This window comes from Vibrio sp. 10N.286.51.C3 (genome assembly GCF_003050065.1).
In the GTDB taxonomy this organism is placed as follows: Bacteria; Pseudomonadota; Gammaproteobacteria; order Enterobacterales; family Vibrionaceae; genus Vibrio; species Vibrio crassostreae.
The window spans coordinates 329,264-355,221 of record NZ_PIGC01000003.1 but is presented as its reverse complement, the minus strand read 5'-3'; the positions used below and the strand labels follow the sequence as shown (position 1 = coordinate 355,221).

The following is a 25,958-nucleotide window of genomic DNA, read 5'->3' as shown; positions in this document are numbered from 1 at the left end:
GTAAAGGCCTAATGCCAGATGGCACAAGCCGTTTCTCTATCAACGGTGAGACAATCTTCCACTACATGGGTTGTTCTACTTTCTCTGAGTACACAGTACTTCCAGAAATCTCACTAGCAAAAGTAAGCAAAGAAGCACCACTTGAAGAAGTTTGTCTTCTAGGTTGTGGCGTTACAACAGGTATGGGCGCGGTACTGAACACAGCTAAAGTTGAAAAAGGCGACAACGTTGCTGTATTTGGCCTTGGTGGTATCGGTCTTTCTGCAATCATTGGTGCTCGTATGGCTGGTGCTGACCGCATCATCGGTGTTGACATCAACGAGAGCAAATTCGAGCTAGCGAAACAACTTGGCGCGACTGACTGCATCAACCCAATGAACTACGACAAGCCAATCCAAGACGTTATCGTTGAGATGACAGACGGTGGTGTTGAGTACTCTTTCGAATGTATTGGTAACGTAAACGTGATGCGTCAAGCGCTTGAATGTTGTCACAAAGGTTGGGGCGAATCTGTAATCATCGGTGTTGCAGGCGCAGGTCAAGAGATCTCAACTCGTCCATTCCAACTAGTAACCGGTCGTGTATGGCGTGGTTCTGCTTTCGGTGGTGTTAAAGGCCGCTCTGAGCTTCCAGAAATCGTAAACCGTTACATGGCAGGTGAGTTTGGTCTTCAAGAGTTCATTACTCACACAATGAGCCTTGACGAAGTAAACGACGCATTCGACCTAATGCACAAAGGTGAATCTATCCGTACTGTTTTACACATGGACAGATAATTCTCCTTGGTCTCGGCACTTAGGTGTCGAGACCACAGTTCTGACTTAAGCATCAGAGCGAAACTGTCTTCACCACCTCCTGCCCGGTGGGTGGTGAAACTTTTACTCATATAGACAAATTTACTCCCAAACCATCAACCTAACGGAGCACAATAGATGACAATTGAAAACATTAGCCAAGCAAAGGTTGCTGGTGGTTGGCATAAACAATACACCCACTTTTCTGCAACGCTTGACTGCAACATGCGTTTCGCGATTTTCTTGCCACCGAATGCAAGCAAAGAAAACCCAGTACCTGTTTTATATTGGTTATCAGGCCTAACCTGTACCGATGAAAACTTCATGCAAAAAGCCGGCGTATTCAAAGCCGCGGCTGAGCAAGGCATTGCCATTGTTGCCCCAGACACAAGCCCGCGTGGCGAAGGTGTTGCCGACGATGAAAACTACGACTTAGGCCAAGGCGCAGGCTTCTACGTGAATGCTACTCAAGCGCCATGGGACAGCCATTACCACATGTACGATTACGTGGTAACAGAGCTACCAGCGCTGATTGAGTCTTTCTTCCCAGTGACATCAGTGAAATCAATTTCTGGTCACAGCATGGGCGGACATGGTGCACTAACGATTGGCATTAAAAACGAAGATAGCTACCGCTCTATCTCGGCATTCAGCCCAATCACGAACCCAATGCAATGCCCTTGGGGACAGAAAGCATTCAACCAATACTTGGGCTTAGATATTGAAGAGTGGAAGCACTACGATGCCTCTGAGCTTCTAAAAACCAAAGGCACTAAGCTGCCAATGTTGGTAGACCAAGGCGAAGCGGATAACTTCCTGATTGAGCAGCTTAAACCTGAGCAATTAGTCGAAGCGGCTAAGGTAACCAATGCCGATTTAGAGCTACGTATGCAGCCAGGTTACGACCACAGCTACTTCTTCATCTCTAGCTTTATTGATGAGCACATTGAGTTCCACGCGGCTTACCTAAACAAGTAGCGACACCTATTTAGCCCACACCTTGCAAAAGCGTGAGGTGTGGGCTTTTTTGTGCCTGCAATATGAGTTAATCCGCGATTGGCATCGATTAACACTTTCAAACACTCTTGCTATACCAACACAAACAATACAACGACAAAGGTACGAATATGAGCTGGTTTTTCTTGATGATGGGCGTAATGGCTGAAGCACTTTCTCACGTTGCACTTAAAGCCACTGACGGGTTTAGTTTGTCTAAACCAGTACCAGCTTTACTGGTTATCTCAGGGCACTTGGCAGCGTTTCTATTTTTGAGCCAAGCGATGAAGGGAATGCCAGTTGGTGTGGTGCACTCTTTATGGGCAGGTTTAGCTATCGTGACCGTGAGTCTGATTTCTACATTCGTTTACCGCCAGCACCTCGATACCATGGTTTGGATTGGCATGTTACTAGTGGCAGCCGGTGTTGTGATGATCAACCTGTCGCAAGGTCACTCACACTAGTGTAGATAGTGAGTTATTAACAGTGTGTCAATTCGTTCAAACTTCCTAACAGACAGGTGATGCCTTCACTTATTCATACTCTTACAATCAGCAAATCAAACCTGTTACCATAGCGTCTTCAACATCACCTATTTTGAAGGTTGCTATGAAAGCAATTAAGACTCTTTTCTTCCTGATGGTTTTATTGAGCGGTCTGTTTACCGCTTGGCTGTTTATCCCGATTCCAGCAACAATGGACAAGCAAACGCTCGACGTTCCATTGACGGAACCATTCAAGCTTGTGGCGTATCGCAGCAACCCGAATGATGCGAGCAAGCCGCTAACCTACCACTACTATGTGATTTCAGATGTGGTTGGTGTGGACGACATGGACCCGTTTCTAATTACGACAGACCAGTTTGTGAAGCTTGGCGAATTCGACGAGAACACATTCAACCTTACAGTTAACGGCAAGATTGAGAGCTACACCAACGATTTGTGGATCAAGAAAGCCGATGGCAAACTGCAGCACTGGTACGTAAGTATTAATGCCAACTACATTCGTTAAAGTCGGTATACAATAGAATCTATTATTAGACAGCGCTTGACTTCCAAGCGCTGTTTTTGTTTCTCGCCTCTCGCTTAAAACCTTCTCTCACTTTCCACCGACTACTGCCCTTTCCGCTGGAGATACGATAAGCTCAGCCAATGCTCAACGCCCAATAAATCAAAAATAATAAAGGATCACCCGTGGAATTTACGCTCGACAAATTTAACGGCATCATCATTGCTCCGGCAACCGCCCCTCAAGATGCTGATACATTTCATGCCGAACTTAGTGAAATCACCGAATTTTCAAAACAAAATAACAAAGGCATTATTTGGATTAGCTTACCTATTTCGCTCTCGCACCTCATTCCGGTAGCGACCGAACTTGGCTTTGTGTTCCACAACTGTCTAGAAGACGAGATTACGCTGATCCACAAATCCGAAATCGTCGAGTTTGTGCCTTTCATCCCGACCCATACTTTGGGAGCTGGAGCTCTGATCACCAACGGACACAATCAAGTGCTGATGATAAAAGAGCATGGCATGACAGGCTATAAACTACCTGGCGGCCACATTGAACTTGGCGAGGGTATTGAAGAGTCTGTGGTTCGAGAAACCTTGGAAGAGACGGGTATCAAAGCGGAGTTTGTATCGGTGGTTGGCATGGCAACGCGCCACCCATACCAGTTTGGCAAATCGAACCTCTACTTTGTTTGTCACCTTATCGCTCAAACTCGGGAGATTGCGATTCAAGACACCGATGAAATTGCAGAAGCAAAATGGGTCGATATTGAAGAGTACATTAACAACCCTGACAGTTACCCGTTTAATCGCCAGTTGGTCGGTTCTTTAATAGGGAAACAAGGATTAGAGCTTACTCAGCTAGAAGGTAATTCGGGCCCGAACCACAAGCCAGAAATCTTCTTTTCGAAAAGCTAGAATACTTCAAACATAAAAACGCCCAACTCACATGAATTGGGCGTTTTGCTTTTAATTTCTGTTTTTATTCAAGCCGACTGCGTTGTTAATTTTATCTAATTCAGAACGCTATCTTTAGAACATATCTATGTTAGAAAAAGCCTAGCGGATTAGTATCGTAGCTGATCAGCAGGTTCTTGGTGTTTTGATAATGGTCGAGCATCATCTTATGTGTCTCACGCCCAATGCCAGACTTCTTGTAACCACCAAACGCCGCATGTGCAGGGTAAGCATGGTAACAGTTAACCCAAATACGACCCGCTTCGATATTACGACCCATGCGGTAAGCAAGGTTGGCATCACGCGTCCATACACCTGCGCCCAAGCCATACTCGGTATCGTTGGCAATCTCTAACGCTTCTGCTTCATCTTTAAAAGTGGTGACAGCGATAACAGGGCCGAAGATCTCTTCTTGGAAAACACGCATTTTGTTGTGCCCTTCGAGCATGGTTGGCTGGATGTAGTAACCATTACCTAAATCATCTGGTTGCTGCGCGACTTCGCCACCTGTCAGCACTTTCGCGCCTTCTTGGCGGCCAATCTCAAGATAGCTCAGAATCTTATCGAACTGCTCTTTAGAAGCTTGTGCGCCAACCTGAGTATCGGTATCTAGCGGGTTACCTTGTTTGATGGTTTGAGCACGCTCGACTACTTTCGCAATGAACTTGTCGTATACCGATTCATGGATGAGCACACGAGAAGGACAGGTACACACTTCACCTTGGTTGAAGAACGCCAACAACATGCCTTCAACACACTTGTCTAGGTACTCGTCCTCATGGTCAAAGATGTCTGGGAAGTAGATGTTTGGAGACTTACCGCCAAGCTCAACGGTTGATGGAATCAAGCTTTCAGCCGCACATTTTAGAATATGGTGACCGACTTCTGTTGAACCCGTAAACGCCAACTTAGCCAAGCGGTCACTGGTTGCTAACGCTTGGCCTGCTTCGCTACCAAAACCATTCACGATGTTGACCACACCTGCAGGCAGGAGATCCGCTATCTTCTCCATCATCACCAAAATCGATGTCGGTGTTTGCTCGGCAGGCTTCATCACCACACAACAGCCCGCAGCCAGTGCAGGTGCTAGTTTCCAAGCCGCCATTAGAATCGGGAAGTTCCAAGGAATGATCTGACCGACTACGCCAATTGGCTCTGGGAAGTGGTAGCTTGCAGTGTTTGAATCGAGCTCGGCAGCACTGCCTTCTTGCGCTCGAATACAACCCGCAAAGTAACGGAAGTGATCGACAACTAACGGGATGTCTGCCGCCAGGGTTTCACGCACTGGTTTGCCGTTTTCCCATGTCTCGGCGACTGCGATCTCTTCTAGGTTTGCTTCAATACGGTCAGCAATTTTAAGTAGAATGTTCGAACGCTCTGTCACACTGGTCGCGGCCCAACTTGCACGAGCTGCATGTGCCGCATCGAGCGCTAAGCTAATGTCAGCCTCAGTTGAACGTGCCACTTGGCAATACACCTGACCATTCACTGGAGACGTGTTATCAAAATACTCGCCGCTGACAGGCTTCACCCACTCACCACCGATAAAATTATCGTACTGAGCTTTAAAGTTCACCACTGCGTTGTCACTACCCGGCTGTGCGTAAATCATAGTTAGATCCTTCTTAGATGTGTTGTTCGTTATTGAGCGAGAGCTGTCTTATTTTTGTTGCGACTTCTCTGAGAAAAGGACTCATGACAAGACGCCCATGTTTATTCTTTCTGTTTAAAACACTGATACTTCGTGTTTTCTTCACAGCAAGAACAACGCAAATCACACGCCACAACCTCAAAACTTGTTGTTAATAAATTGTAAAACTATGATTACCAAACATTTACAACCTAAAGTGAGTTGGCATTGAACGGCCGTATGGAAAGCACTCCAGTGTTCAACTGTTCCAATTTGGTACACCCTCACTGTTACGACATGGAACAGTCATGCACCTTCAACACGCAAACACCTCAGATTGGCTTTCGTCCTCTTGGCACCGCAGCACAGAAGCGGGGCTGAAACAGAGACGTCTTCCCGAAGATATTCGCCTGCCACAGTCGATTCTTAAGCAGCGACGCCATCAATCATCGAGCTTGATTCAAATCGTCGAGCGCAATGCTCTACCTCTGTTTAACCAGATGTTTGCGCGCACCGACAGTCGTTTGATCTTGACCGACATTGAAGGGGTGATTCTGGCTAGTTGGGGACAAGAGCGGTTTAGGGAAAAACTGACTTCGATTGCACTCAGCTCTGGTGCGTGTTGGCAGGAGCAACTCAAAGGCACCAACGCCATTGGCACGGCGATCGTGGAAGCTAAACCTGTAACCATCATTGGTGAGCAGCACTTCATCCACCAGCATCGATTTATCAGTTGCTCAGCAAGCCCAGTGTTTGATCATCAAGGGCAAATGGTTGGCGTATTGGACATTACCAGTGAGCAGCAGCAACACGACAGTTCGGTGCAGCTACTCGTTCAAAATATGGTTCAGCTTATTGAGAATCAGCTATTGAGCTATATCCCACAAGGCACGACTCGCATTGATCTCGCTTGTGAAAAATCGCTACTGCACAGTGGTTGGCAAGGGATCGTAATAGCGAATGAGGCTGGTGAGGTGGTGGCACATAATCAGGTCGCCTCTCAACTATTGGATCAAACCTCGATCGTCGGTGAGAGTATCGATACCCTCTTCAACCGAGCTTCAATAGATGCACCCTTTGTGTTTGAAAAACAGCACCTCAAACGACCAACAACCAAGCGCACACGCTCTATATCAGCATCATGTGATTTACACCATGGTGAACAACAGATAGAACACGCTTGGCAGCAGGCCAATAAGGTTATCGACAAAGGCATTAGCCTATTAATTCTAGGTGAAACAGGTGTCGGTAAGGGCGAGTTTGTTAAAGCGTTACACAAGCAAAGCCTGCGTAAATCATCGCCTCTAGTGGCGGTGAATTGCGGTGCGCTGCCTAAAGATCTTATCGAATCTGAACTGTTTGGTTACGCGCCGGGCGCCTTTACGGGAGCAAGCCACAAGGGCTTCCAAGGCAAGATCCGCCAAGCAGATAAAGGGATTCTATTTCTCGATGAGATCGCCGACATGCCTTTAGAAGCTCAGTGCCGACTGCTGCATGTTCTACAAGACAAATCCGTAGTACCTGTAGGTTCAAACCAGAGCTACCAAGTCGATTGCCAGATCATCGCTGCCACTCACAAAAACCTCGAGCAGTTAGTCGCAACCGGAGAGTTTAGGCAAGACCTGTATTACAGACTCAATGGCTTAGCCTTTACCTTGCCAAGCTTGCAACACCGACAAGATAAGCATGCTTTAATCGAGCACATTCACAGTAAATACGCCGAAGGTGAGCAGATAATCTGCCCACATTTGATGGGGTTGCTATGCGCCTATTCATGGCCAGGTAATATCCGCGAGTTAGACAACCTAATCAAAGTCGCCACTTTACTGGCGAGTGACGAACCACAACTCACACTCGAGCATGTGCCCAGCCACCTTGCTCAACATCTCACATCGCTAGCGCAAGGTAATCAGCATCAACTGACGCCTCCTAATACCATCAAAGGTACAGTGAGTAACGATTTAAGAAGTACCGTTGAAGAAACCTTGTTGCAAACGTATCAAGCGAACCAAGGCAACATCAGCAAGACATCGCGAATACTCGGCATCAGCCGCAATACGATTTATCGAAAACTAAAAAGCTTAGGTATTCTCTGATAATGAACACAGGCGCTCATAGCCTACCCTTTCATCATCGAAAATAAAATTCACTTCCAGTGAGACATTTTGACCTCTGATTCGTAATGATCCAAAACGAAAGAGGGCTCAGATGCAAACAATCAACATAGTGTGGCTAAAGCGCGATTTAAGACTCACCGACCATGCACCTTTACAACATGCTTTATCAAATCAACACCCCACGATATTGCTCTACATTTTCGAACCCATGCTGCTAAACAATGCCCACTATTCTGAGCGACATTGGCGGTTTGTTTGGCAGTCGCTGCAATGCATGAACCAGTCGCTGAAAGAGTATGGACATCAGGTCTCAATACTTCATGGCAGTGCAGTGGACTGCTTCGAAGTGATCCAATCTCGTTACAGCATCAAAAACGTCTTCTCTCATCAAGAGGTAGGATTAAATTGCACTTTTGAGCGTGACAGAGAACTCTCTACTTGGTTTAAAGAGCACAACATCCATTGGCAAGAGTTCGCACAGGGCGCTGTCGTGAGAGGGTCGAAAGACAGAATCGGTTGGGACAAGCATTGGAACAGTGTGATGCGTGCTCCCATAGAAGAAAGTCAGTTAACTACAGAATCACTGCATACCCTTGATGCTGAAGAGCTTGAACTCGCTATGGAACCTCCACAAGCATGGTTAGCCAAAGTTAACGGCATACAAACGGGCGGAAGTGCACTGGCATGGGCAACATTACACGACTTCTTTGAGCGCCGTGGTCGCGATTACTATCGCAGTATCTCAAGCCCAGAAGCTTCACGACATGCCTGTACACGTCTATCCCCATATTTAGCTTGGGGCAATATATCGCTGCGCGAAGTTTATCAACACCTATTGGGACACTGGCAAGTCGCTGGATTTCGTCGCAGCTTGATTGCTCTCTCTTCAAGGCTTCACTGGCACTGTCATTTCATGCAGAAGTTTGAATCGGAATGCGGGATGGAGTTTCGCTGCATCAACCACGCCTATGAGACGCTATTGCAGAATGAAACGGTAAAAGATCCGACACATCTTCAGGCATGGAAGATGGGGATGACAGGCGTGCCGTTGGTCGATGCCTGTATGCGCTGCCTGCATCATACGGGGTACATTAATTTCCGCATGCGCTCTATGCTGGTGAGCTTTCTCACTCACCATATGAACATGGACTGGCGTGATGGTGTCACACACTTAGCGCAGCTGTTCCTCGATTTTGAACCTGGCATTCATTACCCACAGTTTCAAATGCAAGCTGGGGTAACCGGCATCAACACCATCCGAATTTACAACCCAACCAAGCAAGCCCTAGAACACGATTCCGATGGGGACTTCATCCGAAAATGGGTACCCGAACTTTCAGACATACCCACTCCACTCCTGTTTGAGCCTTGGAAGATGACGCCTATGGAAATCATGATGCATGAGCTTGAACCAGAATCCCCTTACCTTAATCCAGTAGTCGATCTCGACGCTAGCGCTAAAGAGGCACGAGTGCGTTTATGGTCATGGAGAAAGCTAACGGAAGTGAAACAAGAGCGAAGTCGTATTTTGTCACGCCACGTTAGGCCACCGAAGAAACAGAGCAAAACAAAACGGGCAAGCTAATACAACGCGTTTCCTCTTTAAATCACTTATAAAAAGAGTGGTAATTCATTGGGTTAAATAAAATAAATTGTGACCGCCGTCATATAATGAGTAATAGACTCGCGGTCACAAACTAGAAAAGAAAAATAGCCGCCTTACTAAAACATCAAACTCTCCTAATTATCATTAAAACGAATAAATACAGAAAGTTAGCGATTGCTAAATGATGATTTTCATCTTCCTCTAAACGTTACGACCAAAGCCAAAACTGCGCACTATGCAATCTTGTTTATATTTTTGATCTCCCTATTCTTTTTGTGTTCATTATTTTGAATTTTCCGTTCACTTATCTTGTTTAAAATCTCTGCAAAACTACCACTATTTAGCTAGAGAGATCATATGTTTAACAGTATACGAACGCGAATTGCGGTGAGTGCAGGCGGGGCGATGGCTTTCACCCTGTTGATCGCAATGGGCATGACCACTAGCGCTTTTACTGATGTGAATAAACAAGTCACAGAGAAAGTAAAACTACAGTTAACCGACGCTACGACAACCGATTTACAAAATACGGCACTTCAGCAAGGGTTGAACATTTCCAACCAACTTAATCCGGTATTAGCCAACTTAAAACAAGCACGTTCAATCATTGAGTTGAGTTCAGAAACGGACGCTAGCTCAGACCTTATCGTTCAACAGTTTACTGCCGCTTTAGAAGCACAAAACAAAGCCGTCTTTGCTGGCTACATGGTGTGGGAAAACAAAACTTGGCCACAACAAACCGATCTCAATGGCGAGATCAGCTTAGACAACAAATTAGGCTTTAACAGTCAGGGCTATCTTGCCCCTTTCTTCTCTCCCAATGACCAAAACAGCTTTGATGCGGTCGCAATGGAGAGCTTCAGCAATACTGAACTGAACAGCAATGGCGAACGCAAAGACGACTGGCACTTAATGCCTTACCAAACAGGTAAAACATTCGTAATGGAACCGTACTTCTATCCGGTTCGTGGTAAGCAAGAACTCATTACTACCATCAGCCAGCCGATCAAACAGAACGGTAAGATCATCGGCTCACTTGGTTTCGATCTGTCACTTCATGAACTGCAAAGCCAGAGTGAAGGTCTTGCTCGTCACCTGTTCGACGGACAAGGTAAAATTCTCATCACGTCATGGAAAGGCATTACCCTAGCCAACAGCAGCGCGAGAAACACGGTCGGTAAAAAGGTCTCGCCAGAGCTAGAAAAAGAATGGTCGCGAGTTCAGTCTATCGCTAAACAGTCTGGGGCTGGGTTGGTTACATTTGGCGGAGAGGAGTACGCCATAACTGCTATCGAGACTAGCGACGCACCGTGGGTAGTCATGGTGTCGGTTCCCAGTAGTCACCTTGCAAAAAGTGTCGACGAATACACCCAGTGGAGTGATGAACAGAATTCGAAAGCGCTTGAAAAAGGTGTGTGGGCGGGGATCGTCGCTGTTCTTCTAGGCATCATCTCTATGGCATTGATTGCCAACTCTCTGGGCAAAGTTCTCAATAACTTGGTCGAGCGCTTTAAAGATGCCGCACAAGGTGAAGGTGATTTAACCTATCGCATCGAAGTAAAAGGGAAAGATGAGACCGCGCAACTTGCTCACTGGTTCAATACCTTCCTATCTCGTATACAAGAGATGCTACTTACTGTAATGGCGACAGCAGACCAAGTCGATAAAAACGCGACTGAAGGCCAAGCGCGTGCAGAGGTATCCCGTGACCAGTTGAACGCTCAAGTAAACGAAGTGAACTCACTCGCCACTGCAATCAATGAGATGAGTGCAACTGCACAAGAAGTAGCGAACTCAGCCGTTCAAGCCGCTGCGGCCGCTAGCCAGGTACAAAGTAATAGCCTTAACGGCATGACACGCATGGACAATGCCGCCAGCGCAGTTGATAGCTTGGCCACTCAAGTGAATGATGCTCAGCAACAAACGCAAAACTTAGTTGATTCAAGCACCGCCATTCAAGGTATTTTGAGTGAAATTGGCGGTATTGCAGAACAAACCAACCTACTTGCGCTTAACGCCGCGATTGAAGCAGCTCGTGCGGGTGAAGCCGGACGTGGCTTTGCGGTGGTGGCCGATGAAGTGCGTAACCTAGCAAACCGTACTCAAGGCTCGACCGAAGAGATTCGCTCAATGCTGGCGCGCCTAGAGCAAGAGACCCAATCTATCGTGGTATTGATGGAACAAAGCCAACAGCAAGCGAACAATACCAAAGGCGAAACTCAAGCGGCCCACTTAGCCCTATCAGAGATTAACCAAGCCATTGAAGTCATCAACGACATGAACAACCAAATCGCTTCCGCGGCTGAAGAGCAAAGCTCAGTATCCGAGGAGATTAACCGCAACGTGGTCATCATTAACGACACCGCCGTGGAAGTGATGGACACCATGACATCATCGGTAGAAATCAGTAATGAGCTGACAGTAAAAGCCGGAGATTTACACGGCGAGTTGAGTAAATTTAAGCTCTCTTAATTCACTCTATCTTCCATAAAAACAAGGCCGAGAAACGTAATGTTCTCGGCCTTTCTATTTCTTGAACACTCTTAGCAGTGCCTCTCACCAAACAACACACCCTAATTGGAATCCAACTCAATCAGCTGATTGATCACCTCTTTATCCAACACAGGATGATGCTTACTCGCAAGCAACAGTACGATGTCCACCGCAGGTAACGGCGGCATATCGTCGAGAACCTTCAAATCAGGCGTGACACTGAGCTTGCCCATCGCACCAATTGCCAACCCAGCTTTGACGATTGCGCGCTGCGCTGAAGCCGTATTGCTACACGCCAAAAGCTGATAAGGGGTGTCTTGTTTGGTTAAGCCATTCACCGCCGCTGCATGGTATTTACAATCAGTCTGGAACAGAGCAAGCGGGACAGGTTTAGAATCATCAAACACAAAATCAGGGCTGCTTATCCAAACGCCCACATCATTGGTTAGCCAATATCCCTCTTCACTATCGGGAGCGCGGGTCACAATCGCAGCATCAAGCCGACTATCATCAAGCCACTCTCTAAGCGTAATGCTCGGCAAGCTAAATATTTGAATGGAGCACGTGGGTTCTGCGTTCTGCAACAAACGAATCACTTTCGGCAGAATACTGTCGTTATAGTCTTCAGGGCAGCCGAGTCGCAGAGGTTGTTTGTCTTCGTAACGCTTTACTTGCTTAAGCGCGGTATTGTGTAGCGAGACCAACTGTTCAGCATGAGAACGCAGCGCTAAGCCTGCTTCAGTCAATACAAGGTTACGTCCTTCTTTTTGGAAAAGGGTGACGTTTAGCTCCTCTTCCAACTTACGCATCTGCGCACTGAATGCCGATTGGGTGCGATTTATCTGTTTCGCTGCACGTGTGAAGCTGCTGGTTTCCACAAACGCGAGAAAGCCTCGCAACGCATCAATATCCATATTGAAATCACCACCCATCGTTTTAATTAATGTATTGCATCAAAATTATCCGTTAGTGCGCCGCAATACAATCCCCTAAGCTCAAATGCATACTCACCAAACGCAAGGAAGTACCTATGCAGCTTTATATTGGAAACCAGAACTACTCTACTTGGTCATTGCGCGCATGGCTCATATTCGATAACTACAACCTGAATGCAGACATCATCAAACTTAAGCTTTTCACCTCAGGTTTTTACGACACTCTGGCGAAAGTGACGCCAACGGCCAAGGTTCCAACCTTAGTAGATGGCGACATTGCGGTGTGGGATTCACTTGCCATTCTCGAATACGTTAACGACGCCCACTTGAACGGCGCAGCATGGCCAAAATCCACCAAAGAGCGTGCTCGTGCAAGAGCTATTTCCGCAGAGATGCACTCAGGATTCTTTGCTGTCAGGAATGAAATGCCAATGAATTGCCGAGCTAAAAGAAAGCTTACGCTGAGTGAAGGCGCGCTGAAAGACATCGAACGTATTGATGCGATATGGTCGACGCAGATGGATCAATACCCAGAAGGTTGGTTGTTTGGTGAATGGTCGATTGCTGATGCGATGTTTGCACCTGTAGCACTGCGAGTCGAAACCTACGGCATCAAACTTTCGGATAAAGCCCAACAGTATCAACAACGTGTGTTGAATAGCCCGTCGATAAAGAAATGGTTGGCGGAGGCGAGTTTAGAAAAAGATATCGTTGAAGAAGACGAGGCAGGAGAACCTGTTTAATTTGTAACGAATGAGTCTCGAATAACTTCGAGACTCATTGTTTTCATAAGGGAATACGATTTACGAACTCGCTATTCAGCAGTTGCACTCTCTTGATGAACGTTCGCTTCAAACTCCAATATGTCACCCGGTTGGCAGTCTAACACTTCACACAACTTGTCTAGTGTCGATAACCTTACCGCTTTGGCCTTGCCATTCTTTAACACCGACAAGTTGGCTTCAGTAATCCCAACCTCTTTTGCCAATGTCTTTAATCGCATTTTTCGCTTGGCCATCATAATGTCTAAATTAATGCGGATAGTCATGACAAGTCCTTTAAATCGTTTGGCTGTGCTCATCAGCCAGAATATAACCTTCTTTCATCACCCATGAGATGATCAAAATAATTATACCTAATATAAGTGTCAAAAAGTCCATTCCCTCAAAACTAATCGCAAAGATACGCTCACCTGGTGGATTATTGAACGACAAAATCACTGACATCAATGAGCCATAGATAACGGAGCCGAATACCCAATAGAACAAGCTATACCCGAGCTTCTGGTAAGACAGTGCATTTTCTAGTGAGAAGATCTCGCCTCGCTCATAGTTGCGGAATAAACGTATCAGAACTACTAGTGCGTATATCAGGATGCTAGACATCGCTAAGCTTGTGAACGCAGCAATCATTCTTGTTGTCATATTAAGCGGCAACATCGTGTAACTCCCGATGTCATAAGTGAGATAAAAAATGCCTGTCGCACTTATAAAGTCATAGGGAGTCTCAACGGTTAACCAAAAGTAGCACACCATGATAGGAGTAAGTACAAGAAAGGACTGCAATAGCATACGCACACGTCGGCTTTGTTTTTGGATTTTAGACATAGTTAATGTTCCTGTTGAGTTGACAGGAGGATACTAAGATCAAAACAAACGATGATCAATAAAAAATTATCGATAAGCGATAATTTATTGCTTATTTACAACATTTGACGAGTGAACCCGCATAGTCCTTCATCTACACCACAATAATTTGGTCGATTGTGATCGCCGAATCACAATGTGCAGATATGATTGTTTATATTCAACTAAATTCAAATAGTTAAGATAAAAATCATGCTACGAGCAACGATCGCATTACTCAGTGTTACTAGCTTCGCCGTATCTGCCAACGCACCTCTTCCTTCTGGTGAAGACTGGATCAATCATGCTACTGAAGGGTTAGCACCGTACTGGTTGATGCCTAGCGCTCAAGGGCAACCGATAGGCAACTTCCCTACTTTCCGCTGTGATGACGGTACCTTGCTCGATGTTTCCGATGTGTGCCCTGAGCTGAACAAAGGCTGGATCACGCCACATTTTGGCAAAGAATTTACGCGCATGAAGTCACGTCAAACCTATGCCTATGGCGTGCTCTACCATCTTACCGGAGACAAGCAGGCGTTAGAGTTAGCTAAGCAAGGTGCCTACTACATCATTGACCATCTTGAAGATACGCAAAATGGCGGCTTTATTGGCTACACAAAAGAGGGAAAAGCAGGCCAGGATTGGCAGCAACGTACCTCTCAAGATCAAGCGTATGCGTTGGTCGGCCTTGCCATGTACTACTACCTGACCCAAGACAAAAAGGTAGAACAGGCACTCATCGCCCAACAATCTTTTATCTTTGATAAATATCGGCTTAGCGACAACAGCGGTCTTGCATGGGTACTTGCTGACGGTGAGGATGGCAGTGCAGAACGACGCGAGCTTGTCGCACAACTTGATCAAATTAACGGTTACATGTTGTTAGTCGCCCCTCTGCTCAAAGAGCCCGTCAAATCCAAATGGCTTGATGACTTAAACTGGCTCACGCAAGCCATGATTGACCAATACCATTCTGAAGATGAACAACGCTTCTACGGCGCAATTCATGATAAAGCTGCGATGATGCCGAATGCCAATCACAACGATTTTGGGCACACCATTAAAGCCTATTGGATGACTTACCTTACAGGACAAACATTGAATAGCTCTGAATGGAAAGAGTTTGGCATCAAAGGGATGAAACACACTCTCGCTCAGGCGCAATATCAGAAAGAGTTCGTGAGTGTATCCCAATATTATGGCGAGGAACTTCAGAAAGCGTGGAAAGGACAAGAGATAACTGGCTGGCAAAGCAGACCAAACACAAATTGGGCTTCATCATGGGAGTGGGCGGAGCTTGATCAAGCAGCCATGACAGTTTCGCTAGTCGATGGTTCAATGAAAGACGTATTGCAATACACCCTACCGACCTTTCATGATGTATGGGTCGACCACAAATACGGCGGTGTGGGGCTTGATCCTAAGCGCACCAAAGCTTTCCATTGGGGCAACGGTTATCACCAGTTTGAACATGCGCTGATTGGCTATTTGTTCGCTCAGCAAGTTGACGCGAAGCCAGCAGTATTGCATTACGCAAGGCCGACCAACAGCGAGATGCCAATGGAACCTTATTACTATCAAGGAGATGTAGTTAAGCTGGAGAATCAAGGCGATGGAACGCAGAAGGTCAGCTTCAATAACATTCGACCTTAGCGTGGGGCGCTCTGAATAAGCGGACTAACAGCAAAGCCTGAAAAGCAATTTTCAGGCTTTTGAATGACTACTTTCTTTTACCCTGCTCAACCAGCTTTTCATTCCATGCCGTGTTACCGTCACGCTTGGTCACATCATATTCAGAACAGAACTGAGAGATGGTCATGTTGCTGTCGCCAGTAGCAAGTTTGAGAGCCAACTGAACTTGTTGAAGCTTGCTTTGCAAACGCAGGATCTGACCTGCATTTGGGCTTTTCTCTTTGGCATATTTTAAAGCCGCATGTTTGCGTTCTGCCGCGCCAGCTCTACGATCCGCTTCTGATAACAGATACTTTAACTGCGCAACACTCTTGCCCTTCTTGAAGGCAGGATCAAGCAACTCAACGCATTCATCAAACGATGGTTCGATAACGTATGGGTCAACTTTATGAGCTTGTTGGCGCATCCATTCGAGTGCGAGTTTTTCATCTGACATAATTACATCTTTACCAAAGAAACAGCCCTATATGGTATCGCTCAATAGCGAATGGCTGCAATAGCAAATTAACTTATCTCAAGTCTTTAAATACATTGCTAAAGAAAGTATTGGTGCCACGCATCAAGAAGCACCCTCTCTTCAAATATTGGCGTTAGAAACTAAATAAGAGCTAATCACACCGTTAAAATTCGCCAAACCAAACGCAAGAAAAACGAAATTAAAAACATTTAAATCAATATCTTATTGATATTAACCCGTGTAATTCACCCGTCAAATTACACGACTTCTTTGCACTCTTTCATAGTTTTGTACATTACTCATTCTAGCCAATAAAACTCACCTACTTTGTTTATATGCATGGGTAAACATATAAGTCAGAGCAATGAAAAGACGTACATTTTTGAAAAGCGTAGCAGGGGCTGCCTTTGTGCCAACCCAACTTTTGGCTTCGCAAGACAACACCCCTTCCTTATTTCCGGTCTCAATTATGCAAGCTGGGCGCAGCGCAACCTCGGGAGATTTGCACCTTATTAGTGGAGAGTTGCCAGCTGATATCCATGGCCATGTGTTTTTTTCTGAAGGAATACCATTAGAGCCAGACCACCTGAGTCCGAACGGTCGCGGCGCTCTAACCCGTCTCGACTTTTCGCCAAGCAAAGTTTCTTTCTTGCGTAAGATGATTGATACCCCGTCAGCCATCATGCAACAGCATATCTCGTATGGCTATGACAGCTTTAAACTACTTGGTGGTATGGCTTATTACAGCCCGACGATGGGATTCGTCAACTATTGTAATACCGCGCCCAACTACCTAGGTGACAACCGATTCGCGCTCAGCTACGAAGGTGGGGTTCCCTACGAATTTGATGCGCTCAGCTTAGACCTGATCACACCGATTGGTCACTATGATGAGTGGCAGAGCAGTCTTCCACCTTGGATGAGCCCTTTTATTCCTGACAAATGGCTGTTTCCACAAGTACGTACCACAGGCCATCCATATTTTGATCTCGAGTCGGATGAATGTTTCACGATTAACTACGGTGGAAACATTTCCAACACGGGTACTAAAAATGGATTTATACGGCTTTTGAAATGGGATAAGCAAAGCCCTTTACAAGGCTGGAACATTATTGGTCGTAACGGTAAGCCCGCCTTTATCGTCGCAACCGCTCACTCGCTGGGTGTAACGCGCCACCACATCCTCGTATTTGAAACTGCAGCGCAAGTCGAACCATTACGTATGCTCGGTATATCGTCGGTTTATGCTCAGCAACATCGAACTCCAACTTGGATAATTCGCAAGAAAGATCTCAATCCCGAGTTCAATTATGTGGTTGCCGACTACCTAGAACTGGATTTCGATACCTCAGACATCATGTGTAACTACGATGACCATGAAAACGAAATCACCCTATATGGCCAATACCTAGGAGCGATGGACAAATCGGAGCCCCAATACACACGCGATAAGCGATTATTTGGTGGAAGAACTCCGAGTCAATTGGCAGGTTATCCGGCAGCACCTATTGATGTCGGCGGCTTAGTACGCGCAAGGATCCAAGTTCAGTCACAATCCGTTCGACAGATAAATGAAGACTTCAGGCTGATACGAGACGACCAACTTTTTTGGGATATGAATGATCCCGCGTACCGTGGACACTTCCAGTTCCCAGAGCAATTTGAACATATTTATTGGGCTGCCGTTGGCTATCGCAAAGACCATGTCATTAAGCGTGTCGCAGAGGCGTATGAGCACTACCCCAATAGAAGGTTCACCAACGATTCATTACCTGAAACCGACCAACCCTCGGCTCTCGTGCACATGGACTGCCTTTCGATGAATCTCGCCGATGCGTATCAATTTCCCTCAGATTGTGTGATGCGAACACCTCAGTTTATGGCTCGCCCTAACAGCACCGCTCAAGACGACGGCTACATATTCACAGCCGTGGTTCGTAGTCACCCTACTCATGGCATTGGAAATGGCAAAGAGATCTGGATCTTTGACGCACAAAACTTAGCACAAGGCCCATTAGCGATCTTAGGGCACCCGCAACTCAACTTTGCGACTACGAATCATGCGCTCTGGGTGGCAGAGATAGGCCCGAGACCTGCCGATGCCTATAAAGCCAACATAGGAGACTTCTTCAGTTCACGTTTATCCAGTCATCGCAGCGCTGTTCAAGAAGTCATTCAACAACACATTCTGCCTCGATTTGGCTAATCCATTCGATGAAGAAAACCAACTTTAAAAATCAACTTCGACTAAACCACAAGGAAGTCTTAATGAAAATAAAAACCATGGTACTTGGTAACGCTTTGCTTGCTGCCGTAATGGGGACAGCTTTCTCTCTTCATTCCAATGAGCCGGAAAGAGAGATTTCGAACTACCAAGGAACATACACTTGCCACCCCGAAGCGATCTACGACCCAAGTTCTATTGATGAAGTACAAAACATCGTCCAAGACGCTCTGATACGCGGTAAAAAAGTGATGACGGGAAATCGCAAGTTCGCAAGCCAAATAGATGCCGCTTGTGCCGGTGACGACCAAGTTCAAATCACTCTGAAGAATATGAATAAGATCGTCCACTTCGATGCAACAAATAAGACCGTCACCGTTGAAGCTGGTATGCGGTTCAACGATCTCAATGACTTCTTACGCGGGCAAGGTTATGCGATCAACATGGTGACGGAGTTAGCTATCTTTACCGTTGGTGGCATGCTGGGCAGTGGTACACACGGCTCTACATTAGATAGACCAAGCAACATGCTCGCTGACTACGTTACCCAGCTTAAAGTTGTTGATGGGCAAGGCGAAGTCAGAGTACTTGAGGGCGATTTACTGGACGCCGCAAGAGTGAACCTTGGTGCGCTTGGCGTAGTGGTTGAAGCGACATTAAAGCTTGAAGATGCCTTTAAAGTGAAAGCAGAAGTCACCGGTTATCGAGATGATTCCAACCTTGAAGACGTAATACTGGATATTGCACACAACAACTACTCAGCGAACATCGCATGGTTCCCCGGTCTAGGGCGTTACACCACAACACTTTACAACCCCGTTCCAATCGAGACAGAAGGCCAAGCCTACAATGCACAAGCCGATGTCACGGATGCTGAGGAATTTTTCTTCGGGCTACTGTTTAATGCCGCACACGAATTCCCAGGTGCTGGTTTGCAATGTCTTGCTGCCGTCGCTCGTTACAATGGCCGAGCAAAGTCCTACTTCAGAGACAGTGTCACAGGTAAGGCAGTTGATGAACCTATCGGCTATTCTGACCAAATGCAGTACTTCGAATGCAAAGACCCGAACAAATGTATCTGGGATCGTCTGCCTATCGCGCTTCAAGAAGTCGCTATCGACATTGAACGCCTGCCAAACTGGATCAATGATGTCCGCCAAATCGTCGATGCTCACCCACGTACTTGCTTCCCGCTCAATGGTATTTACTTCCGATTTGGTAAAGCTTCCGACAGTTATTTAGGAATGAGCGCAGGACGAGATACCGCTTTCGTCGGCATTGAATACACACTACGTAAAGAGGGCAAGAAAGAGCCTAAAAACTACTTCGTGAACCTAGAAATCGAGCAAATGTCGCTACGAAAATATGATGCGCGACCACACTGGGGTAAAAACTCAGTCGCTATTTTTGAGGACATGCCCTCTCGCTTCCCGATGTGGCCTGAGTTCTTGCAAGCCAAAGCGGAGCTGGACCCTTTCGATACCTTCACCAACCCATTCTGGGAGCGTGTGAGTGGTGAAACGCCATTAGAAGATTATCTAAAACCAGGATGTAACGTGCGCGGCGAATGTTACTGTGAAGAAGATGCTCACTGCCAATCAGGGACGACTTGTCAGTCAGGGCTCTACTTCACTGACGCACGCATATGCCGAAAATAACCGGCTCGTCAGGCATATAGCACTGTGCTCTATGCCTGACACTCGCTTTTCCAAAGGATTCAACAAAGGACATCACTTCAATGAACCTCTGCCAACTACTGCGTTTAGGGCTAGCATGTTGCTGCCTGTTCGTAGCACAAGGGTTTGCTACCACACTCGAGGATATACGCCCTCATACTCCATCATCGCAACAAACTTGGGCTGAACAATGGTTCTATAATATCGCCGTCCCAGAGGTCGGCTACTTTAAAGTCAGCCTACAAACCTACATTGCTCCAGACTTTTCTGACCCAACGCCTAAGGCATACGTGCATCTCGCGTTTACACCGGTCAACGGCAAGACAGTGAAATACGACATCTTTCGTGATGAGTTAATCCTCCGTGGTTTTGACGACTCGGAACAGTTCCATTACGAAATACCGGGGATTGTCGTCGCCAATAAAGAAACACTGAATGTAACTTTCGAAGACTTTCAATTCTCGATGCGTTGGGATGGCGAACATGCTCATTATTGGCGTGGCAGAAATCCGGGACAAACGCCTTTCGGTATTATTCCTGAATTGCCGGGAGTCGGAGGTAAATGGTTTCTTTACACCGTTGGCACGCCGATTCAGTACAGTTTCTACGATGGTGAGCAATCTCTGTTTGGAAGCGGATACGCTCAGCTTGATAAAGGGTGGTACGACAAAGAGTCTAGCGCAGGAATGATCTACACCATGGGACTTTCTGATGAACTCTACTACATGTTTACAGGCGCAAAAGTTGGGAGTTCTAATATTGAACTGTGGGCTGGCCGCTATATCTCACCTAATTATGACCTGATCTTCTACCCGGCGATTGGCAATATTTCACTGAAAAGAGAGGTCGATTCCTGCGCAGGATACTTAAAATTCGAAATGAACAAAATTAAGTACAAGATGGTCATGGAAGTAAAATCCGAACTGGAAAGCTTTTACCCGTTAGCCTTCCCTTCTGTAATTATCTTTGGCGGAGAGCAGAAGTACATGAAATCAATGAAGGCTTCGGTCAATGTTTCTTTATACGAGCACAACGTTTTGGCCGAAACCATAGAGATGCCGCAAGCCTTGTTGGAGTTCAGTGGACCTTTCTATTGCGATGCCTTGGATGATATTCAAAATGCATCACTGTAGATCGGTTTGAATACACAACAGGTGCTTCAAACAAAACAACAACGGAGTAGTACTTTCTTGGTGCTACTCCACAACTTAACACCTTCCAATCAGTTCCAGTAACCCCAAAAGACTCACCTTTCATGCAGACGTAATGGTAGCTCACGAAACGGATAATTTTCCTGATCGATAAAAAGCCCATGTTCGTACATATAAGCTCATAAAACGCAGGTTCATTTAATCAAGTAGGAAGAGAAAGATATGAAGGACATGACCCTTTCAAGACAAGATATCCAAACAATGGATCAGCGAGAACGCGCTCGCTTAATCAACTCCTTATCAGGATTCAAAAGCGCCAACCTAATTGGTACGTGCGATAAACAAGGGCTAGAAAATCTTGCTGTGGTGAGCTCTGTTGTTCACCTAGGGTCGAATCCACCTTTGCTTGGCTTCATAGTCCGACCAACAGAAAGTCGCCGCCATACATTAGAGAACATCTTAGAAACTCAGCACTTCACCATCAATAGTATCGGTGCTGACTTTGTTCAAAAAGCCCATCAAACTTCCGCTCGTTATCCTAAATCAATCTCCGAATTTAACGCAGTTGGTCTCACGCCCTATTACGATGATGTATTATCTGCTCCATTTGTTTTAGAAAGCAGTCTCAAAATAGGGTTAGTTTTGAAAGAACAGATATCGATTGAAAGCAATCAAACGCAAATGTTGATTGGAGAGGTCATTACGATTCAAGCACCCAAACGTGCCGTGATGCCGGATGGCTACCTTGATTTAGAAGCACTAAATTTAGTCACGATTTCAGGGCTAGACAGCTACCATGTCACGCAAAGGCTTCATCGCTTAAGTTATGCCAAGCCAGACAAGTCTCTATTTCCGCTGACTCACGAAGGCACCCCAACCTCGTGGGAAGCTTTCGAACACAACCTAACTCATTTTGTTCGGTAATTTACTCACAAAGGTGCTAACTTTCGTTCTTAAATACGGTTCATAACGGTGTGTTTTAAGAATATGGTTCAATGCCCAGCATCCGATAAAAACACTCCACTTAAATTCCACCTAACCTCTTTCTCCAAGGACCCCTTTGAAGTTAGCTCACTTTAAATACAAAACGCGCAAAGGCCCAAACTACCGACATGGCGATCAGGTGTCTTTCATGGACATCAAACAGACCTTCGGTATGGGCAGCATTCGTGTGGGCGCTTGGGTAACAAAAGAAGAGAAAGAGCTCGCTGCGAATCTGATATTCGATTCGCTAGCAGATTTGGCTTACATCTTGGCTTTGCCACCAGAAGCAATTGGCTTGCGTGGCACATTAGGCTTAGCGTTCGGCAGTGGTGGCAGAAAGGGTGTACAAGCACACTACGCGCCAAACCAAAGAGAATTAGCCCTCGCTAAAAACGCAGGGGCAGGTGCGTTAGCGCATGAGTTCTGGCATGCGTTTGACCACTACATTGCTGAAAAGGCGTTTGAAATTGGTGATACCTCAGGCCCTCGAAAACACATTTTGTTCGCCAGTGATTGTTGGTTACACGATAGAAAAGTAAGACCTCATCCATTAAACGAAAGTTTGATGTCTCTGTTTGACTCCACATTGCTCAGCGACAACAACTTAGATAAACACGATTACGTGGCGCGCAGCGTTATTGCCGACAAAGCGATGTCTGCTCGTTACTTCTCCTTGCCCACAGAGATGATGGCGCGAGCTTTTGAGTCGGTGATTGAATCCTGTTCAGAGATCAAGAACGCTTATCTAGTCGATGGCACAACCAAGCCTGATATGTACCCCGTGTATCCTGATATGGCGCATCGCAAAGAGATTTATCAAGCGCTTCAAGGTTACTTCGCGCCGTTGGGCCGATCTTTAAGTAAATAGCATTTTAAGTCAGTAGCACTCTGCAGATTTACAGTGAGTGACATGTACCATAAGTTGATCATGTTTAATCTCTGATATAACATGTACAACAAGCGGGACATGTACAATAGTTAACTCATGAATGATTAACTATTCTGTATATATTGAAAGATTAAACATATCCAAAAACAACAGGGGAAATAAGTGATGAATATTGTTTCTTTTACTGAGGCCAGAAATAGCCTTAAGTCTGTGCTCGATAGAGTAGTAGACGATTCTGATGTTACGGTAATAACCAGACGAGATTCAGAAGATGCCGTGGTAATGTCTCTTGATCATTTTAATTCAATGCAAGAAACCTTGTACCTAATGAGCTCGCCTAAAAACGCTGAAAGATTGGCTGAATCCATTGCTCAACTCGAAACCGGAAATACAACCGTTCGAGAATTGAATAATGACGAATGATCGAAAGATTGTATTTACAGATAATGCTTGGGAAGATTACCTATACTGGCAAACCCAAGACAAGAAAACGCTCAAGAAACTAAACAAGTTGATTGAAGCTGCCAAAAGAACGCCCTTTGAAGGGATTGGAAAGCCGGAGCCACTAGTCGGCAACCTGTCTGGCTTTTGGTCAAGACGAATCGATGACAAGAATCGATTAGTGTATAAAGCAGATGACGATAACTTTTACATAATTGCTTGTCGTCACCACTATTAAAAGCAGTAAGCAGCACATAGAAAGAGCAGTAATGATCAGTTGGCCATCTTTGGTAAAACTCGACGGTGACGATGAGCTTATTTACGTCGCGTCAGAACAAGATTTTCAGGCAGAATGCTCAGACATGATCTTGGGTGAAGATGATTACCTCATCGATTCTGAAGGTGACAGTTACGCACTTCAATCGAACTCAAATCAACTGTCGCTAGCGAAACGAACTGAGCAGTATTCAGTAGAAAGCGTGACTAAGCTGATACGAAATCATGAGTTCCAGAAAGCCGAAGTGTGCTTGATGAAGATTCACTTCCTGACGATTGAAGAAGCGATTCAGTCTTTGGCTTTTGAGCCACGTTAATAGTTCATTTAAAAGCTAATAAACGAAACCTGTTAAAACAAAAACAGCGCCAATTTAGGCGCTGTTTTTCGTTGTTGTCTTGGCTATTTCAAAAAAAGAGTTAATACATTAAGCGATAAAAATCTGAGCCAGTGCGTAGCCTAAGCAACATGCGCCTACTACACCGATTAAACCAACCGACATGAATGAGTGATTGAAGTACCACTTACCAATCTTGGTGGTGCCAGACACATCAAAGTTAACCGTTGCGATATCTGATGGGTAGTTCGGGATGAAGAAGTAACCGTAAACTGCTGGCATTAAGCCGATAAGCAGTGCTGGATCTAATCCTAAGCCAAGGCCAACAGGCAACATCATACGTGCAGTAGCGGCTTGAGAGTTCACCACAACTGATACGATGAATAGCGCTAGTGCAAACGTCCATGGGTAGTTGGTCACCATTTCCACGATGCCCGACTTGAACTGAGGCATTGCGTATTGGAAGTAGGTATCCGACATCCAAGCGATACCGAAGATAGCAATCGCTGCCACCATTCCCGATTTAAATACCACACCATTTGGCACGTCACGTGGGTCAGTTTTGGTTGCCAGCAAGATGATACCGCCGAAACAGAGCATCATCATTTGGATGATCACCGACATCTTGATTGGCTTGTCGCCGTCTACGATGGTTCTGATCTCAGGCACCATAGCCACGATAACAATCACCACAATTGAAAGTAGGAAAATCAATACTGCATTACGAGCCGAAGTTGGCAGCACTTCATCCAAAGACGTCGCAGTGGTGCTTTCGATGCGCTTTTTCCACTCAGGATCTTTTAGACGCGCTTGGTATTCAGGATCGTCGTTCAGTTCTTTACCACGTTTCAAGCTATACAGAGAAAGCAAAAGTGTGCCGAACAGCGTTGCAGGAACCGTCACCATCAAAATAGAAAGCAGAGTAATCGAGTGTTGGATATCAGAAAGTTGCGCGAGGTAATACACCACAGCAGCAGAAATTGGAGATGCAGTAATCGCCAGTTGAGACGCGACAGACGCCGCCGCCATTGGGCGCTCAGGACGAATCCCGTTCTTCAATGCCACATCACCGATGATAGGCATGATGGAATACACCGCGTGGCCAGTACCCAATAGGAAAGTCATCGAATAAGTCACAAACGGGGCTATCAAGGTGACGCGTTTCGGGTTCTTTCTCAGCACCCTTTCCGCCACTTGCAGCATGTATTTTAAGCCACCAGCCGCTTCGAGTATCGAAGCACAAGTAACAACGGCGAGGATGATCAACATTACGGTGACAGGTGGAGACGTTGGTGGCATCTTGAAGACAAACACCTCGATTACCAAACCAATACCAGAAACAACACCTAAGCCAATACCGCCATACCGAGACCCGATATAAAGGACGACTAATAAAAATAGAAACTCAAAATACAACATAAGCAACCCTGCTAAAAGTGTGGACTAATGTTATTTTCTCCCTAAGCTCAGCCATTTACTTATTGCTTGGTCACACTATGATTGCAGGCTCCCGTTAATTGTTTTTTATAAGATTATGGTCACGCTAACACGCCTGTAAGTTTATGAAATGTAATAAGAAGCCAGGCACAAGACCTAGATTTGTTATATGGGATAATCACAATTGTTTCTATTAGATCTATATGGCCTATAAAATATCAAGCTCA

24 protein-coding genes are annotated in these 25,958 nt (G+C 45.8%); 18 read left to right on the top strand and 6 right to left on the bottom strand.

The window, feature by feature from the left end; genetic code table 11:
• The 5 genes from CWO27_RS05040 to CWO27_RS05020 form a co-directional block, all read left to right on the top strand.
• The coding region (locus tag CWO27_RS05040; RefSeq protein WP_107898663.1) for a zinc-binding dehydrogenase at positions 1 to 776 on the top strand (776 nt) is incomplete at its 5' end.
• Between the two features lie 156 nt (positions 777 to 932).
• A complete protein-coding gene (fghA, locus tag CWO27_RS05035) occupies positions 933 to 1,772 on the top strand; it encodes an S-formylglutathione hydrolase (protein WP_102530133.1) in 840 nt (279 codons plus the stop codon).
• Between the two features lie 149 nt (positions 1,773 to 1,921).
• Positions 1,922 to 2,254 carry a DMT family transporter gene (locus CWO27_RS05030; protein WP_048658977.1) on the top strand — a complete coding sequence of 111 codons (333 nt, stop codon included), beginning with the start codon at positions 1,922 to 1,924 and terminating at the stop codon, positions 2,252 to 2,254.
• Positions 2,255 to 2,399: 145 nt separating this feature from the next.
• Entirely contained in the window at positions 2,400 to 2,801 is a 402-nt protein-coding gene (locus tag CWO27_RS05025; RefSeq protein WP_048663815.1) for a hypothetical protein, read from the top strand.
• A gap of 182 nt (positions 2,802 to 2,983) precedes the next feature.
• On the top strand, positions 2,984 to 3,721 hold the full coding sequence (locus CWO27_RS05020; protein WP_102530510.1) for an NUDIX hydrolase: 738 nt from the start codon (positions 2,984 to 2,986) through the stop codon (positions 3,719 to 3,721).
• Positions 3,722 to 3,851: 130 nt separating this feature from the next.
• Here the strand turns inward: CWO27_RS05020 and exaC are convergent, their stop codons facing one another.
• Complete coding sequence (exaC, locus tag CWO27_RS05015) at positions 3,852 to 5,372, bottom strand: acetaldehyde dehydrogenase ExaC (RefSeq protein ID WP_102433415.1); 1,521 nt, start codon at positions 5,370 to 5,372, stop codon at positions 3,852 to 3,854.
• Positions 5,373 to 5,698: 326 nt separating this feature from the next.
• Between exaC and CWO27_RS05010 the strand changes: the two genes are divergently transcribed.
• From CWO27_RS05010 to CWO27_RS05000, 3 genes are all read left to right on the top strand, one after another.
• Positions 5,699 to 7,486: a sigma-54-dependent Fis family transcriptional regulator gene (locus CWO27_RS05010; protein ID WP_107898659.1), complete on the top strand. Its 1,788-nt coding sequence runs from the start codon at positions 5,699 to 5,701 to the stop codon at positions 7,484 to 7,486.
• A gap of 112 nt (positions 7,487 to 7,598) precedes the next feature.
• On the top strand, positions 7,599 to 9,092 hold the full coding sequence (locus CWO27_RS05005) for a cryptochrome/deoxyribodipyrimidine photo-lyase family protein (RefSeq protein ID WP_102433417.1): 1,494 nt from the start codon (positions 7,599 to 7,601) through the stop codon (positions 9,090 to 9,092).
• A 378-nt stretch (positions 9,093 to 9,470) separates the two neighbouring features.
• Positions 9,471 to 11,585, top strand: coding sequence for a methyl-accepting chemotaxis protein (locus tag CWO27_RS05000; RefSeq protein WP_107898658.1), 2,115 nt, complete (start codon positions 9,471 to 9,473; stop codon positions 11,583 to 11,585).
• Positions 11,586 to 11,686: 101 nt separating this feature from the next.
• On the opposite strand, the gene CWO27_RS04995 is transcribed toward CWO27_RS05000, so the two are convergent.
• Positions 11,687 to 12,538: a LysR family transcriptional regulator gene (locus CWO27_RS04995; protein WP_102433419.1), complete on the bottom strand. Its 852-nt coding sequence runs from the start codon at positions 12,536 to 12,538 to the stop codon at positions 11,687 to 11,689.
• A gap of 98 nt (positions 12,539 to 12,636) precedes the next feature.
• Between CWO27_RS04995 and CWO27_RS04990 the strand changes: the two genes are divergently transcribed.
• Positions 12,637 to 13,284: a glutathione S-transferase family protein gene (locus CWO27_RS04990; RefSeq protein ID WP_102433420.1), complete on the top strand. Its 648-nt coding sequence runs from the start codon at positions 12,637 to 12,639 to the stop codon at positions 13,282 to 13,284.
• A gap of 71 nt (positions 13,285 to 13,355) precedes the next feature.
• Here the strand turns inward: CWO27_RS04990 and CWO27_RS04985 are convergent, their stop codons facing one another.
• Together CWO27_RS04985 and CWO27_RS04980 are read right to left on the bottom strand one after the other, a co-directional pair.
• Entirely contained in the window at positions 13,356 to 13,589 is a 234-nt protein-coding gene (locus CWO27_RS04985; RefSeq protein WP_061033049.1) for a helix-turn-helix domain-containing protein, read from the bottom strand.
• Positions 13,590 to 13,599: 10 nt separating this feature from the next.
• Entirely contained in the window at positions 13,600 to 14,148 is a 549-nt protein-coding gene (locus CWO27_RS04980) for a DUF2975 domain-containing protein (protein ID WP_102433421.1), read from the bottom strand.
• A 231-nt stretch (positions 14,149 to 14,379) separates the two neighbouring features.
• On the opposite strand from CWO27_RS04980, the gene CWO27_RS04975 reads away from it, so the two are divergent.
• Positions 14,380 to 15,822: an N-acylglucosamine 2-epimerase gene (locus CWO27_RS04975; protein ID WP_107898657.1), complete on the top strand. Its 1,443-nt coding sequence runs from the start codon at positions 14,380 to 14,382 to the stop codon at positions 15,820 to 15,822.
• 67 nt (positions 15,823 to 15,889) lie between these two features.
• Here the strand turns inward: CWO27_RS04975 and CWO27_RS04970 are convergent, their stop codons facing one another.
• Positions 15,890 to 16,297, bottom strand: coding sequence for a hypothetical protein (locus CWO27_RS04970; RefSeq protein WP_061015626.1), 408 nt, complete (start codon positions 16,295 to 16,297; stop codon positions 15,890 to 15,892).
• Between the two features lie 385 nt (positions 16,298 to 16,682).
• Between CWO27_RS04970 and CWO27_RS04965 the strand changes: the two genes are divergently transcribed.
• The 8 genes from CWO27_RS04965 (at position 16,683) to CWO27_RS04930 (ending at position 24,276) form a co-directional block, all read left to right on the top strand.
• Positions 16,683 to 18,524, top strand: a complete 1,842-nt coding sequence (locus CWO27_RS04965) for a carotenoid oxygenase family protein (protein WP_107898656.1) — start codon at positions 16,683 to 16,685, stop codon at positions 18,522 to 18,524.
• Positions 18,525 to 18,586: 62 nt separating this feature from the next.
• Entirely contained in the window at positions 18,587 to 20,200 is a 1,614-nt protein-coding gene (locus tag CWO27_RS04960) for an FAD-binding protein (protein WP_107898655.1), read from the top strand.
• Between the two features lie 80 nt (positions 20,201 to 20,280).
• Positions 20,281 to 21,351, top strand: a complete 1,071-nt coding sequence (locus CWO27_RS04955) for a hypothetical protein (RefSeq protein ID WP_102433425.1) — start codon at positions 20,281 to 20,283, stop codon at positions 21,349 to 21,351.
• A gap of 240 nt (positions 21,352 to 21,591) precedes the next feature.
• Positions 21,592 to 22,293, top strand: coding sequence for a flavin reductase family protein (locus CWO27_RS04950; RefSeq protein WP_107898654.1), 702 nt, complete (start codon positions 21,592 to 21,594; stop codon positions 22,291 to 22,293).
• A gap of 136 nt (positions 22,294 to 22,429) precedes the next feature.
• Positions 22,430 to 23,221, top strand: a complete 792-nt coding sequence (locus CWO27_RS04945) for a CLCA_X family protein (RefSeq protein WP_107898653.1) — start codon at positions 22,430 to 22,432, stop codon at positions 23,219 to 23,221.
• Positions 23,222 to 23,407: 186 nt separating this feature from the next.
• A complete protein-coding gene (locus tag CWO27_RS04940) occupies positions 23,408 to 23,665 on the top strand; it encodes a type II toxin-antitoxin system Phd/YefM family antitoxin (RefSeq protein ID WP_017069755.1) in 258 nt (85 codons plus the stop codon).
• Positions 23,655 to 23,921, top strand: a complete 267-nt coding sequence (locus tag CWO27_RS04935; protein WP_017069754.1) for a Txe/YoeB family addiction module toxin — start codon at positions 23,655 to 23,657, stop codon at positions 23,919 to 23,921. Before CWO27_RS04940 ends, CWO27_RS04935 begins: the two co-directional genes overlap by 11 nt.
• A 31-nt stretch (positions 23,922 to 23,952) precedes the next feature.
• Positions 23,953 to 24,276 carry a DUF4144 domain-containing protein gene (locus tag CWO27_RS04930; protein WP_017071657.1) on the top strand — a complete coding sequence of 108 codons (324 nt, stop codon included), beginning with the start codon at positions 23,953 to 23,955 and terminating at the stop codon, positions 24,274 to 24,276.
• 108 nt (positions 24,277 to 24,384) lie between these two features.
• On the opposite strand, the gene CWO27_RS04925 is transcribed toward CWO27_RS04930, so the two are convergent.
• On the bottom strand, positions 24,385 to 25,713 hold the full coding sequence (locus tag CWO27_RS04925) for an anaerobic C4-dicarboxylate transporter (protein WP_004732879.1): 1,329 nt from the start codon (positions 25,711 to 25,713) through the stop codon (positions 24,385 to 24,387).
• Between the last annotated feature and the right edge of the window lie 245 nt (positions 25,714 to 25,958).